At 43.6% G+C, this 15126-nt stretch carries 16 protein-coding genes and 1 tRNA gene; 14 read left to right on the forward strand and 3 right to left on the reverse strand.

Going from position 1 to position 15126, the window contains the following annotated elements; translation table 11 throughout:
- The first annotated feature begins 26 nt into the window (after positions 1-26).
- A complete protein-coding gene (gene rsmA, locus B0H50_RS08505; protein ID WP_106198311.1) occupies positions 27-809 on the forward strand; it encodes a 16S rRNA (adenine(1518)-N(6)/adenine(1519)-N(6))-dimethyltransferase RsmA in 783 nt (260 codons plus the stop codon).
- 4 nt (positions 810-813) lie between these two features.
- On the opposite strand, the gene B0H50_RS08510 is transcribed toward rsmA, so the two are convergent.
- Positions 814-1545 (reverse strand): SIMPL domain-containing protein, encoded by a 732-nt coding sequence (locus B0H50_RS08510; RefSeq protein ID WP_106198312.1) that lies wholly within the window; start codon positions 1543-1545, stop codon positions 814-816.
- Positions 1546-1688: 143 nt separating this feature from the next.
- Here B0H50_RS08510 and B0H50_RS08515 point away from each other — a divergent pair, with 143 nt between their 5' ends.
- The 7 genes from B0H50_RS08515 (at position 1689) to B0H50_RS08545 (ending at position 6072) form a co-directional block, all read left to right on the forward strand.
- On the forward strand, positions 1689-2180 hold the full coding sequence (locus B0H50_RS08515; protein ID WP_146129155.1) for a hypothetical protein: 492 nt from the start codon (positions 1689-1691) through the stop codon (positions 2178-2180).
- Positions 2181-2192: 12 nt separating this feature from the next.
- Positions 2193-3110, forward strand: a complete 918-nt coding sequence (locus B0H50_RS08520) for a hypothetical protein (RefSeq protein WP_106198314.1) — start codon at positions 2193-2195, stop codon at positions 3108-3110.
- Positions 3107-3670 carry a phosphatase PAP2 family protein gene (locus B0H50_RS08525; RefSeq protein ID WP_106198315.1) on the forward strand — a complete coding sequence of 188 codons (564 nt, stop codon included), beginning with the start codon at positions 3107-3109 and terminating at the stop codon, positions 3668-3670. Before B0H50_RS08520 ends, B0H50_RS08525 begins: the two co-directional genes overlap by 4 nt.
- 1 nt (position 3671) lies before the next feature.
- On the forward strand, positions 3672-4361 hold the full coding sequence (locus B0H50_RS08530) for a histidine phosphatase family protein (RefSeq protein WP_109587559.1): 690 nt from the start codon (positions 3672-3674) through the stop codon (positions 4359-4361).
- Between the two features lie 70 nt (positions 4362-4431).
- Complete coding sequence (locus B0H50_RS08535) at positions 4432-5148, forward strand: zinc metallopeptidase (RefSeq protein ID WP_106198317.1); 717 nt, start codon at positions 4432-4434, stop codon at positions 5146-5148.
- The gene (locus B0H50_RS08540) at positions 5148-5429 is read left to right on the forward strand and encodes a hypothetical protein (protein WP_106198318.1); all 282 of its coding nucleotides are present in this window, start codon (positions 5148-5150) and stop codon (positions 5427-5429) included. Before B0H50_RS08535 ends, B0H50_RS08540 begins: the two co-directional genes overlap by 1 nt.
- A 7-nt stretch (positions 5430-5436) precedes the next feature.
- Positions 5437-6072 (forward strand): MBL fold metallo-hydrolase, encoded by a 636-nt coding sequence (locus B0H50_RS08545; RefSeq protein WP_109587560.1) that lies wholly within the window; start codon positions 5437-5439, stop codon positions 6070-6072.
- Positions 6073-6166: 94 nt separating this feature from the next.
- Here B0H50_RS08545 and B0H50_RS08550 read toward each other — a convergent pair whose 3' ends face one another.
- Positions 6167-7846, reverse strand: coding sequence for a carbohydrate-binding protein (locus B0H50_RS08550; protein ID WP_106198320.1), 1680 nt, complete (start codon positions 7844-7846; stop codon positions 6167-6169).
- A 175-nt stretch (positions 7847-8021) separates the two neighbouring features.
- Positions 8022-8094: transfer RNA gene (locus tag B0H50_RS08555), tRNA-Glu, on the reverse strand.
- A gap of 78 nt (positions 8095-8172) precedes the next feature.
- Between B0H50_RS08555 and B0H50_RS08560 the strand changes: the two genes are divergently transcribed.
- The 6 genes from B0H50_RS08560 to B0H50_RS08585 all read left to right on the forward strand — a co-directional run bounded on the left by B0H50_RS08560 (position 8173) and on the right by B0H50_RS08585 (position 15122).
- Positions 8173-9723, forward strand: coding sequence for an ATP-binding cassette domain-containing protein (locus tag B0H50_RS08560; protein WP_106198321.1), 1551 nt, complete (start codon positions 8173-8175; stop codon positions 9721-9723).
- On the forward strand, positions 9720-10313 hold the full coding sequence (locus B0H50_RS08565; protein ID WP_106198322.1) for a methyltransferase family protein: 594 nt from the start codon (positions 9720-9722) through the stop codon (positions 10311-10313). The genes B0H50_RS08560 and B0H50_RS08565 overlap by 4 nt, the downstream gene beginning before the upstream one ends.
- A gap of 12 nt (positions 10314-10325) precedes the next feature.
- A complete protein-coding gene (locus B0H50_RS08570) occupies positions 10326-11537 on the forward strand; it encodes a 3-deoxy-D-manno-octulosonic acid transferase (RefSeq protein WP_106198323.1) in 1212 nt (403 codons plus the stop codon).
- Complete coding sequence (gene ispH / locus B0H50_RS08575; RefSeq protein WP_109587561.1) at positions 11534-12466, forward strand: 4-hydroxy-3-methylbut-2-enyl diphosphate reductase; 933 nt, start codon at positions 11534-11536, stop codon at positions 12464-12466. The genes B0H50_RS08570 and ispH overlap by 4 nt, the downstream gene beginning before the upstream one ends.
- A gap of 54 nt (positions 12467-12520) precedes the next feature.
- Positions 12521-12742 (forward strand): 50S ribosomal protein L28, encoded by a 222-nt coding sequence (gene rpmB / locus B0H50_RS08580; RefSeq protein ID WP_106198325.1) that lies wholly within the window; start codon positions 12521-12523, stop codon positions 12740-12742.
- Positions 12743-13298: 556 nt separating this feature from the next.
- A complete protein-coding gene (locus B0H50_RS08585) occupies positions 13299-15122 on the forward strand; it encodes an ABC transporter substrate-binding protein (protein WP_109587562.1) in 1824 nt (607 codons plus the stop codon).
- Positions 15123-15126: the final 4 nt, after the last annotated feature.

Genomic DNA, 15126 nt, shown 5'->3' on the forward strand with positions numbered 1-15126 from the left:
GACGAATAAATTCTACTTTTGAAATTATGGATAGAGATCGTCGTCGCCGTTTTGGACAAAATTTTTTAGATGCAGAAACTGCGAGTTTACTCGCTTCGGATATTCCGCTCTCTGCTTCGGATTCCATTCTAGAAATTGGACCGGGTCATGGTGCGCTGACCGAGCCGTTGCTTTCTCGGGGCGTTCCAGTTACCGCCATTGAAATTGACGAAGAATGTGTCGCGGTTTTGCAAAAAAAGTTTGCGGGCAATTCCAAATTTCATGTGGTCAATCAAGACTTTATGCGATTTCCCATCGACGATTGGCTCAAAGAAAATCCGAAACCGTGGCTTGCGGGAAATTTACCGTATAATGTGTCTACGGGAATTGTCGCCAAAGTAATGCCGCTTTTAAAAAAGACGCATGGCTTTATGTGTATGGTGCAGTATGAAGTCGCTGAACGTTTTTGTGCCGCACCGCATTCTAGAAATTACGGCAGCCTTTCTGTGTGGATTCGCGCTCACGCAAAATGTAAAATGCTTCGAAAAATTGGACCGGAACATTTTACGCCGCGTCCCAATGTCGATAGCGCAACGGTTTTATTTACACCGCGTCCCGATCCATTAGAAGCTCCCGCAGAATTTTTTGATTTTGTTCAAGCAGCATTTTCGCAAAAGCGCAAAGTGATTACAAATTCACTTTCGCAGAAATATGAAAAAGAAAAAATTAGCAGTGCTCTTGAAAAATGCGGATTTTCTTCGAACACGCGCGCCGAAGAACTTTCTCCCGAAGCACTGCTTACTTTGTATCAAACGTTATCGGCAAACTGAAAAATTATTTCAGCTCAAATTGCATAAGCACGCTTGCGCTGATTTGAATTTTTTGTTCGGACATTACGCTGTTTTTTCGCATCATCGCACTGGCGCCTAATGCTGTCGTTTCGATCATATCAAAATTGTCTGTGCTCGCAGAGCCATCGCTAACAAAAAGAACTTTGCCAAGTTTCTTTCCCGAAGCTTTTGCTAGAGATTTTGCCTTTTGAGTTGCTTCTTCAACAGCCGTTTTATACACATCATTTTTCTTTTCGTTTTCGTTTGCAAGAACTGGCGAAACGTTGCGAATTTCCATATCGGGAATTGTCGCGATGCCTTCGATGAAACGAGAAATTTTTTGCGGATCCGAAATGCGCACGGAGATGTGCTGCGAAATTTCAAAGCCGTCGGATTTCCGTTTGTTATTTTCCCAAGTCCACGCTTTTTCCAAAGAGAATTGTTGCGCAGTAATGCTATCTTGCGGAATATTTAATGTCGAAGCAAATTCGACGAGTTCTGCGATGCGTTTTTTGCTCGCTTCCACCAAAATATTTTTCTCCGAATTTCTCGAATTAAAATACAGCGATACGACAACGCTCGAAGGACTGTAAACTTCGGAATGCGATGCCGAAACAGAAATGCTTCCAACTTTGGATTTGGCTTCAGTCGTTTCGCTTGTCGGCGTGGAATGTAAAATGTAAACGACTGCGATGACGGTCAAGCAGAATGTAATAAATGCAATTAAAAATTTCATAAAAGCTCCTTTTCTAAGATTATACAAATTTTGTTAACAATCACCCAGAAAATTTTTAAAATCATTGCAAAAGACGGAATAAATTTTCAGACGTACCAATGGAAAAGCTGAAATTTGTGTATTTTATGAAAAAAGGAAATTCTATGAAAAAAATGCTTTTGACTCTCTTTTCTGCCGCTGCAGTTTGCTTTTTGGCTGCTTGTGGACCTTCTGCGCTCGAAATCAAAGAAATGTCTTCGGAATGCGAATTGAATGTGGAAATTCGTTATGTGCAAAATGATTCGATTGCACTTTTTGTCGGCAACACGATTTATGTTTCTACCGCACAACTTGTTTCCGGAAATCTTTATCCGTTCTCGGTGAGTACGCGTGATCCGATGAATATCGATGGGCGTGCGCCGACGGATGTCGTGAATTCGGACGCAGAACTCGCGGCTTATATCGGCAAACGTGTTCCGGGCGCAACGCATTTTGGAATTGTGATGGGCGATAATGTTCAAAACGAAATTGGTTTTGAACCGGCAGAAGCGACGAATCTTTTCCGCGGATTTTTTGAAAAAAATTATCCGGGCTCTTCGACGGTTTTCTTTAACGAAAAAAACGGCGAACTCATCAGCGCAAAAAAACTTTACTAATTGCAGGTGTGCATGTTAGGCATTCAACAGAAAAAAGGCGATCCCGATAAACTCTGCGGCAGTCTTGTTGTTTACGCAAAAATTCTTCCGTCAGCGGTGAAGGATAACGATCACGCAGGCATTCCGTTTGATTCGATGGTGCGCAACGGCATTCTCGCGGTCCGCGGAGAATTTGAAAAGAATAATACGATCAAGCGTTTCTTGCAAAATGAAATGGGCGCTTCAATGGATAAAGGTATTTCCAATTTAATTGAGCGCATCAAAGAATCGGGCGAAGAATTACCCGAAGGATTAGATCCCGATTCTATCCGCGAACATTTGGAAGAAATTTCTAGCATGGAAATTATTCCGGTGCCCGCAAAAGTCATGTTCTACAACAATGAAGAAGAAATTTTAGAAGAGAACGCGGACATTTATTACATCGGTGAATTTACCGGAATGAGTCAAGCGCATCTTTGCATTACGAGCCTTCCGATTCTTTATCAAGCAAAATATCGGGAACAGCAAAATTCCGAAGAACAAGGTTACATCAACGAACTTCTTTCGCAAATTGAATCCAACGATTTGATTTCGAGTAAAACGGGAACGGGAGAATTTCTCCCTGGCGAAGGAAATCTGCTCACATTCGTCGGCAACTTACAAGAACTTTTTGAACGTCAAGTGGTGCCGTATTTGTTGTATCAAGCCGCAGACGAAGAACAATTTAATTCGAGCCTTTTACGCTTTGAACGGTTTATGGAACCGTATAAAGAGAAAAAAGATATCGAACAAATTTGCGAATCCATTCGCCGTTTGCGCGCCGATGAAAATAATACCAAAGAACGTTCTCGGATAGAACTTCTCTGCAAAAAAGTGAGCGCAATGTATCACGAAAAATTTGAACTTCTTCCCGAAATTTTGGAAAAGCTTTCTGCTTTAGAAAACGAATGATGCAAAAAATATCGCAATGGGATGAACGCGTTTCGCGTTATTTATACACGCATCGACTTTCTGAAAAAGCGGATAAGTGGTTGCGCCGTTACACGCGTCTTGGCGACGGTTATGTGTGGGCGTTGATAATTCTCTTAATTTTATGGCAAGAAGGCTGGAAGCCTTTGCTGCTTGTTCTTACACAAGTTCTTCCTTCTCTCGTCGCATCTCTTGCGCTTTATTGGTTGGTGAAACTTTCTACAAAAAGACATCGTCCGTTCGAAGCGATTCCCGAATTTCAAGCGCTAGTTCCGCCGTTAGATAAATACAGTTTTCCGTCGGGACATACGATGAATAATTTGGCGATTGCGACGACGGTTTTAATTTCAGTTCCCGCTGCGGGTGCGGTTATGATGGCACTTCCGTTGACGTGGGGATTTTTGCGCGTTTATTTTGGCGTTCATTGGCTTTCAGATGTAATCGGCGGATTTTTCCTTGGTATTTTGAGCTTTATTCTCGGGCATTTGCTTTGGACTTTTGCAATGGCTCCGTGGGCTCTTCCTTTGATTTTGGAGCTGTAAATTGCGATTTTTTTCTATCTCCGAAATTTTACGCGAAAAGCATTCCGATGAAAAAGTCACCTTGCTTTTGCGTCACGCAGAAAGGCGACATATTCTTCCAACCGATAAAAATTACGGTGCAAAAGTACCGCTTACAGAAGTGGGAAAAAATCAAGCGCTTGGTGCGGGCAAAGAAATTTTTCAATATTCTTTCGGCGCATCATTCTTTTTTGGAGCAAGTCCTGTTTTGCGCTGTCGGCAAACAGCTGCGCTCATCGCAGAAGGTTGCGGTGCAATCAATTTCAATGCAGTTGAAAAAATTAAAGTTTTTGATCGCCTCGCCGAATTTTATGTGAACGAAAATGTGGATTACGAAAAGCATTTGAAAGAAGGATTTTATCCGGCGATTTGTCGATTTATTCAAGACGAAAAACTTTCGGGATTTCTTCCGCTAGAAACAGGCTCCAAAGAATTTTTAAAATTGTTATTGGAAAATTCGTTCGCCGATTTTAACGTGTTTATTTCGCACGATGCGTGGATTGTTCCGTTCTTAGCATTTTATACGCATCTTCAATTTTCACCGCAAAATTGGATGAATTTTCTCAGCGGCGCGGCCATTTTATTTTCTGCGGACAGAAAAAGTTTACGCATTTATCCGGTCAAATTTTTAGGCGACGGCTATTTGCATTTTGGCGAAGAAATTCCGCGATAAAAAATTTTTCAAAAATTACACTGTGCGATACATTTTTTCGTAAATTAAAGGCAAAGGAGAAATTCCATTTATGATGTTTGATCCTCTTTATATGGGTATTTTACTGATTACTCTCATTATCTCGGGAGTAGTGTCTGCTGTTGTCAATTCGCGATTTAAAGCGGGGCAGAAAGTACAAATTCAAAGCGGGCTTTCGGGTGCCGAAGTCGCTTCGGCAATTCTTGCGGATGCTGGAATTTTCGATGTTCGCATTCAAGAAACCGGCGGATTTCTTTCGGATTATTATAATCCGATGGATAAAACTTTAAATCTTTCGCACGATGTTTATCATGGACGTAGCGCAAGTTCTGCAGGCGTTGCTGCTCACGAAGTTGGCCACGCTATTCAGCATGCGCAAAATTATTTTCCGATGTGGTTACGTTCTTTCATTGTGCCCGCGGCAAATATCGGTTCTAATTTTGGACCGTGGCTTGTGATTATCGGCATCATTTTAATGTCGGCAGGGAAAGCGGCAATCGGACAAAATGTCGCCATCGTCGGCGTCGTACTTTTTGGCATGGCGACTCTCTTTACTTTGGTGACGGTGCCTGTTGAATTTGACGCTTCTTCGCGGGCAAAGAAATGTCTCGCCCGTCTAAATATTCTTGCTCCGGGGCGTGAACGCGATGTTGTCGCCGGCGTCCTTTTTGCGGCTGGGCTTACTTATGTAGCGGCCGCCATTTCGTCCATTATGCAACTCTTGTATTGGGCTTTGCGGGCAGGTCTTCTCGGCAGGAGAGATGACTAATGAATACGCAACTTGAAATTGAATGCCCGATGTGTCTCGGGACAATTATCGTCGATCGTGAAACGGGAAAAGTTCTCGAACATAAAGAATATAAACAAGAAAAACAATCGTTAGAAGATTTCTTGGCGAAAGAAAAAACGCGCACTGCAGATCTCGACAAAAAATTTGCCGAAGCAAAAGAACGCGAAAAAAATCGTCTTTCTGAAATCGAGAAAAAATTTCAAGCTGCGAAAAATAATTCAGATTTAAAAGATCCTCCGCCGACGATTATGTGGGATTAAAAATTTTATGCAAATTCAAGTCTTTCCATGTAATCCGTTTCAAGAAAATACTTACATCGTTTACGATGAAATTTCAAAAGATGCGGTTGTCATCGACGCAGGATTTTATAATGCCGAAGAATTTCACCGCGCTGATGAATTTGTGCAGAAAAATTCGTTGCATATTTTACGAGTGCTTTCTACGCATTTGCATTTAGATCATTGCATTGGAAACGGCTTTGCGTTGCGAGGTTGGAACGCTTCCGATTTTGCTTCCAAGAAAGATTTGTTTTTAATCGAACAAGCGAGTTCACAAGCGAAAATGTTTGGCTTAGAACTTTCCGAAACTCTTCCGTCGCCGCAAGGATTTTTAAGCGAAGGCGATGAAATTGTTGTGGGAAATTTTACGCTAAAAGTAATTGAAGTTCCTGGACATTCTGCGGGCGGACTTGCTTTTTATGCAGAAAAAGAAAATGTTCTTTTTGCGGGCGATACGCTCTTTCGCAATTCTTATGGACGAACCGATTTGCCCGGCGGAAATTTTGACACATTGATGCAATCGTTAAAAAAACTGTTTACTCTTCCCGCCGAAACTTTCGTTCTTTGCGGACATGGCTCTGCGACAAAAATCGGAATTGAGAAAGAAAATTTCGGAAAATTTTAATCGGACTTTTCGCAGAATTTCATTTTTATATGCAGAAAAAAATGCCTCACGCTCGTTACCGAGCGTGAGGCTGTTCACTTAAACAAGGAGCTTTTTATTTGGTGACGCGAATTGCAGTTTCGCGTCCGAGACGCAGCAGATAATTGCCGCGACGTAAATTCGAATTGACAGTATTCCAAATTTCGCTTACGCTTGCTGCTTTTGTTTTCAGCGATTTGATGAGATGTCCGTTCAAATCAAAAATTTGGCAATGCACAAAACCATTCGAAATTTTCCATTTTATATTCTGAGAAATTTTATCGGTCCCGCAATTTTCGCAGGCGAGTTGAATCCAATCGACATTGACATAACTATCGTCAATTGTCAATCGTAAAATTTGAGTTCCTGCGCTGAGTTTTAATTTGCCCGCTTCAACATCGGAGTAAGTATTCCAATCGCCGAGAGTGGGAATGCTCGCTTGAACGGATTTCGTTCCCGCAGAAAGGCTGACGCTTGCTGCGGTTTCATTTCCTGTTGCGCCGCGAACGGTAACCGTATATGTTCCGGCATTTTTCACATCGACAGTGTATTCAAAATAATCGCCGGCGTTTGTGTAACCGAGAGCGTATCCTGCGCCCGCTTTTACGATGCCTGCATCATCTGTGCGAAAACCGAGAGTATCATTTCTTCCATCGGAATCGCTGAACGCATTGACATCGTAATTCTCGGCTTCAATTTTCCCGGGAATGGAAATGGCGCCATGAAATGGCGTGTTCGCAATCGAGGAACTTGAAATTTCACTAGAAGAAGAACTCGAAGGAATCACGCTTCCATTTTCATTTGTTAAAACGATGTCGCCACCGTTCGGCACCGCGTCCACATAAATGTAACCGTCTTGAATTTTTGCTTCGAGCGATTTTCCTTTTTGCGATGCGCTTACCGTTGCCCAGTTGTTCGTATTTTTAATGCGAAGTGAAAGCGGATAATCGAAATAGGAAAGAGTTGTGTTCAGTGAATGCGTCAACGAATAAGTTTCGCTTTTCGCGTCCCCGCTTACTTTTGTGAGTTTTGATGCGTCGCGTTCTTTCGAATACATAATCGCATTGCGGAAAGTGGTCACCCAGATTTTTTCATCGTTTTGCTTCGCCCAACTGAGTGCACCGTCAATGGCTTTGGAATCAGTCGGCGAGTAACCGCTGCCATTATCAACTTCGTGGATGAGAAATGTCACCCAACCATTTTTGTTAATCGCTTCTTGCATTTTTTGTTGAAACGCTTGCGCTGTGTTTACGTTTCCGGTATTTCCGCAGATGATCGAACTAATGCGGTTGTAATTCTGCGGAGTTTTATTATCGATTTGTCCGCTGCAAATGCGCCCGCCGATATAATTTTGCGAAAGAAGAGTTTCGCTCGGTTCGTTGCAGTTTGGGTAAGTAATCGTATTGCATTGCTGATTGGGAATTTTACTTTCAATCGTTTTCTTGGAGCTTGCGATTTCACTGTCGGGCATTGTATTTGCGTGGGAATCCGAATGGCTGCCGACTTCATAACCTTGCGTCACCAATTCTTTGTATTTGTTGTAATTCGGCGCCCAATTATTCACAATATAAAAGCTCGCTTTGTAGCCGTATTTATCAAAAATGGGCACAGCAATCGAAAGTTGATTTGCCAAATTATCGTCGAAAGTAAATGTGGCGACGGCGCTGCGGAAGCCCGCCCAAGTTGCAATTTCTTGCGCTTGCAAAGAAGAAATGCCGAGCGCAACCGCTGCAGTCCAAGCAAAAAGTTTTTTCATAAGAGTCCTCGAAAATTTTCGCTTAGATGAAATAGATAAATTCTGCAGATGGGGATAAATTCAAAGAGAAGTTCTCGTTGTAGAAAAATACAACAACAGCGACTTTCAAACTGAAAAATGGGATTTGAAAAGACTTTAAAAAATAAAACAGAGTTCGTTTGAACTCTGTTTTAAGTACCCCCAACGGGATTCGAACCCATGTTCTGGGAATGAAAATCCCATGTCCTAGGCCTCTAGACGATAGGGGCATCGCTTAGATGTGCCAAGTATAGAAATTGATTTTACTCTTGTCAAGGGGGAAAGAAGAAAATTTCTATTTTTTTTTCATGAATCTTTCCCGATGGCTCAAAAATAGGGCGAAATGGGCTCTTTTTCGACTTTTTCCGCTCGTTCTTTTGGCGAGTCTTGCGGATGCTGCATTGCTTTTTGCTTTGCGCCTGCTGATGCAAATTCTCGGGAAAACGATTTCGGTTTCCATCGCCGAATGGTTGATTCTTACTTTAGCATTGGTCTGTTTGCGCTTAGTGTTTACGCTGTGGCGCGGCATTGCAGTTGAAAAATCGGGGCGCTATTTAGAAGCTTCGCTTTCGCTTTGGTTTTTGCATCGGTTGCAAAATTTATCGCCGCGATATTTTCATACGCAAAAAAGCGATGAGCGGTTAATGGTCGCCTACGATTCCATTCATATCATCGGATCGAGCGTGGAACTTTCGATGCAAACTTTGCAAGCGATTTTACAACTGCTCATTTTTTTGCCGGTTTTATTTTTCATTTCTCCGTGGCTTACATTGGTCGTTCTTCTCATCGTTTTGCCTGTCATTTCGTTTGTGCAAAAAAAAATGCATGCGATGGCGCCATCGGTCGAAGAAGAAATGGCGCGCCGCGGTGGACTTCGCGCAGACTTTGAAAATGCAAAACGATTTTTTCGTCTGTGGAGTTCTTCGGAAGATTTGAAAAAAATGAGGCGGCAACTTTCCGAAAAAGTGCGCGCGGTAAAATTTTCGGGAATTTCGGTCGGGCGCAAAAAAGTGGCGCTTTCCGGAGGAATGGAAACGATTTCTGTGGCGACTGTTGTTTGCATTCTCGCCTTTTGCGGTTGGATGATTTTAAATGGAAATCTCGCTGCCGAAGGATTGATTCTTTATTGCTCGGCGCTTTTCCTTTGCTATAAACCGGTCAAAGAATGTGCTCGGCTTCTTCCGCAAATGCGACTTGCGAAAAGTGCGCAAAAAACTCTCATCGAATTTGAAAAATTTCCGAAAAAGCCCGCGATGAAAATGCACGAAGAAAATTTTTTGCAGATGAATCAAGTTGATTTTTCGTATGCAGAAAATGCGCGGGTTTATGAAAATTTGAATTTAAAAATTTTGACAGAAAAACCGATTCTTTTGCGCGGAGAAAATGGTTCTGGAAAATCGACGTTATTCAAATTGATTGCGGGATTAGAAATTCCGAATGCAGGCGAAGTGATTCTTCCAAAAAATTTTGCCGAAAATGGAATTTTTTCTGTTTCGCAAAATTTGATTTTACCTTCGCGGAAATTTATCGGCGAACAAATTTTAAAACGAAAATCCGATGAAAAATTTTTAGCCTTTTATGAAAAAATTCAAGCTGAAAAATTGCTAAAAAAAGAAGGCCTTTCGGGCGGCGAATGCGCAAAGGTTGCACTTCTGTGGGCGCTCGCTTCGCCGGCAAAAATTTTACTTTTAGATGAACCGTTTGCGTTCATCGCTTTGCGGGAACGCGATGCGCTTTTAAATGCATTTTTGCAAGCGGCAAAAAGTGCGGACAAGTGGACGTTTTTAGCGACTCACGAAATAGTCGCCGATGAAATTTCTTCGCAATTTGAAATTTTAGATTTAGGAAAATTGAAATGAAAAATTCCGCGCAATTTTTATATCGTTTTCGCGGATGGATTTTAGGAATTTTTGCAATTCTTCTTTGGCTGTTTCCGCATTCCGAAAAATGGATTCCGGCGTCGTCAATTCTCTTAGCGCTTGTTGGAATTTTTATTCGCATAGAAGCGCGCCGCGTCATCGGAAATCATTCTCGTGGAAAAGAAATCGCTGCGCCAAAACTCATCACTTGGGGGATTTATTCGCGGGTGCGTCATCCGCTTTATCTTTCAAACATTTGCATTTGTTACGCCTTTACTTTGTTTCATCTCGGTTGGCAAATCGCAACATTTATTTTTGCAGGAATGGTTACTTTGTTTGTAAATTTTTTGGCGGATTCCGAAGAAAAATTTTTGCAAAATCAATTCGGAAATGATTATCTCGCGTGGGCAGAAAAAACGCCGAAGTTCATCCCGAAGAGAAAAAGAAATGCGGAAGAAAATGAAACGAAATCGCCTGCGATTCGGAGTATTTTTTCTGCGATTTGTTCGGATGTTTGGACGTGGATTTGGCTTTTGTTTTATACATTGTTATTGCTCGTTCGAAGAAATTTAGAACTGCCGATTTTTTAAAAAGGATTTTTCATGTTCGGATTAAATGCTATGCGGAAAACTTTAGGAGCTGTCGCGCTTGCGGCAAGTAAAGTTCCCGCTGTCGAAGAAAAATTCAAAATTCGCGATCGCATTTGCGGGCCGTTTCCGCAAGGTCCTTTGTTTTGGATGCACGGGGCGAGTCTCGGTGAATGCAAAATGCTTTTAGCGCTTGCAAAAATTTTGCAAAAAGACATTCCAGAAATTCCGCAGATTCTCATCACGACGCAAAAAGTGGAAGTCCTCGATTTTTTAAAACCGATTGCAGAAAAATCTTCGATTCAAATGGCGCTTGCGCCGCTCGATACGCAGTCCGCGATGAAAAATTTTATGTCGGCGGTAAAGCCCGTTATGCTTATTCTCGCCGAAAATGAATTGTGGCCAGGCTATTTGATGGCGATGCGAAATGCATTTTCGGAACCGCGAATCGCACTCGTTTCGGGACGATTTTATCGCTGCGTGGATACGGCGGAATTTCCTGCCATCGGATTTGTGAGTATGCAATCGGGTGCCGATTTGACGCGTTTTGTTGCTGCGGGCGATTATGCGGTTTCGGCGAAAACTCTTGTCGGCGGCGATTGGAAACTTTTGCCGTGGGCAAAGTCTGCGACAGAAATTAAAAAAATTGAAAATGCGCCGGTGGATACCACTTTCCTTTCATTTCATCGCGAAGAATTAAGCGCGTTAATCACCATGCTAAAAATGGCGATGCAAAAAAATGAAACGGTTGTTCTTGCTCCGCGATTTGAAGAAGAAGTTTCTGAATTAAACGAAGTTCTTTTGCGCGAAAAAATTCCGACGGTGAAATTTCCTGAATTAAAAAAAGGCGCAGTTTCTGTGGTGACGGAATACGGCAGACTCACCGAAGTTTTAAATCTTTCAAAGTCGTCGATTATCGGTGGCTCTTTTTCGCGGACTCTCGGCGTTCACGATTTTTGGGAATCGTTAAAACTCGGCGTTGCCACTTGCATCGGCCCGCATTATCGCGGACAACAAGCCGCAGTCGAAGCTCTTCTTCGCGAAGGCGCGATTGCGCAAATTCAAAAGCCCGCGGATTATGCAACTCGGATTTTTCCGGAAACAAAAAATGTTTATCAATTCTTAGCGCATGAACGCGAAAAAGTCGTTTCGTCGTATAATGCTTTTGTGGAATTTGTCCGCACAACGATTTCGGCGGATTCAAAAAATGAAAAGGAAAGTGTATGAAAAAAATCGTCTTAGCGAGTCCGCGTGGATTTTGTGCGGGAGTAGATCGCGCTCTGCACATCGTTGAAAAAGCGTTGGAAAAATTTGGTTCGCCCATTTATGTGCGCCATGAAATTGTGCACAATCAATTTGTGGTAAAACGTTTCCGTGAAGCGGGCGCGATATTTGTGGAAAATCTTTCGGAAGTTCCCGAAAATTCAACGGTGATTTTTTCGGCGCACGGCGTTCCGGATTGCGTTTACAAAGAAGCGCAAAAACGCAATCTTCGCATCTTGGATGCGACGTGTCCGCTTGTTCAGCGCGTTCACATGAGCGCAAAGCGGCATCACGAAGCAGGTCGCCATGTTATTTTGATTGGTCACGCGGGTCATACCGAAGTCGAAGGACATTTGGGACAACTTCCCGAAGGCTCGATGACGTTAATTCGCAATGTAGAAGACGTCGCCAAATTATCGTTTCCCGAAAATGTGAAACTCGCCTATATTACGCAGACGACTCTTTCTGTCGCAGAATCGCAAGGTATTGTCGACGCGCTTCGACAAAAATTTCCAGAAATCGTCGGTCCAGCACACGGGGACATTTGTTATGCGACGGGAAATCGGCAGGGGGCGGTTCGTTCTCTTTGCAATCAAGTGCAAATGCTTTTGGTCGTCGGCTCCAAAAATTCTTCGAATGCAAATCGTTTAGCAGAACTTGGAACGGAACACGGAATTCCGTCGCGGCTGATCGATTGCGTGGATAATATCGATGCGAAATGGTTCCAAGGCATTGACGTTGTTGGACTTGCGAGCGGAGCGAGCACTCCCGAAGATTTAGTTCAAGAGGTTGTTCATTGGGTTTCGAGTCAATGGACCGAAATTCAAGTCGAAAATTTGGTGACAATGCAGGAAAAACTCAAGTTTCCGCTTCCTGCTGAATTAGCATCTTGACGAAATGCATTTAATTAACTAAAATTGTGCCCACTAAAAACACGGAGTTATACAATGAGCCGTATTTGCGAAGTTTCTGGAAAAGGCGCCCTCGTTGGCAACATGGTTTCTCACTCGAACCGTAAGAAGTTGATTCGTCAACTTCCGAACCTCTTCAACAAGCGTTTCTACGTTCCTGAAGAAGATCGTTGGGTTTCTCTTCGCGTGAGTGCCGCTGGTCTGCGCACGATCGAAAAGCGCGGCATTTATGCCGTCGTGAAAGAACTCGGTCTTTAATCCTTTTCTAGATCAGAATTCGGAAGCCGCCTTACTTGTAAGGCGGCATTTCGAGTTTATTGAGAATTGAATTTTCTGTAAAAAAGTCGCGTTTTGAAGTTGACTTTTTCGTTTTTAAAAGGCGTTGACGCTTTGCTACGGCAGAGCGTTTTATTTTAGGGGAAAATTGGAATGATTTTATGCTTGTAACAGATAAGTTACAAAAGCTGCAGAAATTTTTGAAAATGCATTAGGGATCCGAGCCCGGATGGGTTCGGATTTTGGCGCGCGAAGCGCGCCAAAAGCTGAACGGACATTTTGGGCGGCGAAGACGCCCAAAATGATAACGCCGGAGCCCGACCGCACGTGTGCGGGAATGCCCGAAAAGGGATAAATTGAGGAAAATGTCGACGACGAAAAAAAATAATGTTAATTTTTATAAACATTTCAGAGGGCGTATTCCCGATAAAGTTTGAAAAAAAATTTACATTCGATGATTTTTTGCAAAAGTATTTTAAATTATGCGCGTCAAGTTTAAACTGGACGTTCTTGTGCAGAAACATCAAGAGGATTATAGATGAATTGTATGAAAACGATCGCCCGAGGCACGCTCGCCCTGTCGGCGTGTTTTGGCATTTTGGTCGGTTGCAGTGGCGCATCTTCGGATGGCGAAATGGCTAACGGCGCGTTACTCCGTCAGGAAACGCTTTACTTGTCTGGTCAGCAGAATTCAGCACCGGGTTCTTTCAACCCGTTGGCAGAAAGCTGGGCTGCATCCTGGCCGGTAGGCGGTCGCTTCAACCTGATGTACGAACCGTTGATTACGTACAACTCTTTGAATGGTCAGATCGAAGATCTTTTGGGCCATTTGGTTGAAGAACTTTCCAACAACGATAGTATCGTTGTGGATTTGAACCCGGCGGCAAAGTGGAGCGATGGTAAACCGGTTACCTCTAACGATGTGACTTTCATGTTCCTCCGCGGCTCGATTAACACCACAGAACAGATTTCTGCTATTCACGTTGATACTTTGAAAAATGACGCAGGTCCTGTGGAACGTCTTTCTTTTATGGTGAACAAGCAGGCTCGAAATAATCCGCTTACCGTGCGTGACTTGTTGCAGGCGACTCGTATCGCTCCGGCCCATGTCTTTGAACCGATGATTAAGGAAAAGGGCCTGGACGAAGTCAAGAAGATGCTCATGGATCAAAATCCGGTTGTTTCCGGTCCTTATGGCCTTCAGTCCTACAATGAATCCAAAATTATCTTGAAGCGTCGTGATGATTATTGGGGAAACGCGGCTCTCCATAACGGCCAGCTGCCGGCTCCTAAGTATATTGTTCACCCGATTTACAAGAACAACGAACATAACACGATCGCCATGCGCGAGGGCAACTTGGACGCTTCCCAGAGCTTCATTCCGCGTATCGAACGTAAGGCTGGCGCAGGCGTTCACACTTGGTGGAACGAACCTCCTTATTTTCGCCCGGGTGCGATGCCGAAGCTCGTCATCAACACGACGAAGGAACCGCTTAACGACAAGCGTTTCCGTCGTGCACTGGCTACTGCAATCGACTATACCGCACTCCGTCAGTTTGCAGTTTCGAATTACACTTCCTCTTTGAAACCTGGACTCATTATGCCGACCGATTTGGAAGGCAAGTATATTGTTGACGAAGACCTTTCTACGTACGGTGCAAATCTTTCGATTACCGATGATGCAGAACGTTTGAACGTGGTGAAGCAGATGCTTTCCGAAGCGGGCATCAAATCCGTCTTCAATGAAGATGGCTCTCTCAATCACATGGAAAATGCTAAGGGTGAACGTTTGCCGACGCTTTCGATTACGTCTCCTGCTGGATGGACCGACTGGGAAGCCATGGTGACGATCGCTGTTGACGGTATGCGTAAGGCTGGTATCGATATCCGTGAAGGCTTTGTGGATGGTGGTCAGTATTGGCCGGCTATGGGTCTTGGAAACTTTGACTTGGTGATGCACAAGCCGGTCGCAGATGTAACACCGTCTCTTCCGTGGAGCCGCTTCAACGAAATCATGTCTTCTCGTGATTGGCAGCCGCTTGGTGGTTGGGCTGGTGTGAACATCGGACGTTACAACAAGCCGGGTTCTCCGGAATACCGCCCGGAAGTGGATCAGCTTTTGTCTGCAATTCCGCTGATGACCGATTCTTCCGAAATTGCAAAGGCTTATCGTGAATTGAACAAGATCTTCATGGAAGATCAACCGTCTATTCCGCTGGTTTATCTGCCGGAACAGTTCTATGAATTCAGCGATCGCGTGTGGACGAATTGGCCTACCGCTGAGAATCCTTATGCTCCGGCTCAGCTTCCTTGGGTTGCTTCCGGCACCAAGATCCTCTGGAACTTGAAGCTTGCAAAATAAAGGT

Origin of the sequence: Hallerella porci (genome assembly GCF_003148885.1) — a bacterium.
Classification (GTDB): domain Bacteria; phylum Fibrobacterota; class Fibrobacteria; order Fibrobacterales; family Fibrobacteraceae; genus Hallerella; species Hallerella porci.

Bases quoted from the DNA above. Each gene is read 5' to 3' on its own strand.
- rsmA (WP_106198311.1), top strand. From the start codon at position 27: ATGGATAGAGATCGTCGTCGCCGTTTTGGACAAAATTTTTTAGATGCA.
- B0H50_RS08510 (WP_106198312.1), bottom strand. From the start codon at position 1,545: ATGAAATTTTTAATTGCATTTATTACATTCTGCTTGACCGTCATCGCA.
- B0H50_RS08515 (WP_146129155.1), top strand. From the start codon at position 1,689: ATGAAAAAAATGCTTTTGACTCTCTTTTCTGCCGCTGCAGTTTGCTTT.
- B0H50_RS08520 (WP_106198314.1), top strand. From the start codon at position 2,193: ATGTTAGGCATTCAACAGAAAAAAGGCGATCCCGATAAACTCTGCGGC.
- B0H50_RS08525 (WP_106198315.1), top strand. From the start codon at position 3,107: ATGATGCAAAAAATATCGCAATGGGATGAACGCGTTTCGCGTTATTTA.
- B0H50_RS08535 (WP_106198317.1), top strand. From the start codon at position 4,432: ATGATGTTTGATCCTCTTTATATGGGTATTTTACTGATTACTCTCATT.
- B0H50_RS08540 (WP_106198318.1), top strand. From the start codon at position 5,148: ATGAATACGCAACTTGAAATTGAATGCCCGATGTGTCTCGGGACAATT.
- B0H50_RS08545 (WP_109587560.1), top strand. From the start codon at position 5,437: ATGCAAATTCAAGTCTTTCCATGTAATCCGTTTCAAGAAAATACTTAC.
- B0H50_RS08550 (WP_106198320.1), bottom strand. From the start codon at position 7,846: ATGAAAAAACTTTTTGCTTGGACTGCAGCGGTTGCGCTCGGCATTTCT.
- B0H50_RS08560 (WP_106198321.1), top strand. From the start codon at position 8,173: ATGAATCTTTCCCGATGGCTCAAAAATAGGGCGAAATGGGCTCTTTTT.
- B0H50_RS08565 (WP_106198322.1), top strand. From the start codon at position 9,720: ATGAAAAATTCCGCGCAATTTTTATATCGTTTTCGCGGATGGATTTTA.
- B0H50_RS08570 (WP_106198323.1), top strand. From the start codon at position 10,326: ATGTTCGGATTAAATGCTATGCGGAAAACTTTAGGAGCTGTCGCGCTT.
- ispH (WP_109587561.1), top strand. From the start codon at position 11,534: ATGAAAAAAATCGTCTTAGCGAGTCCGCGTGGATTTTGTGCGGGAGTA.
- rpmB (WP_106198325.1), top strand. From the start codon at position 12,521: ATGAGCCGTATTTGCGAAGTTTCTGGAAAAGGCGCCCTCGTTGGCAAC.
- B0H50_RS08585 (WP_109587562.1), top strand. From the start codon at position 13,299: ATGAATTGTATGAAAACGATCGCCCGAGGCACGCTCGCCCTGTCGGCG.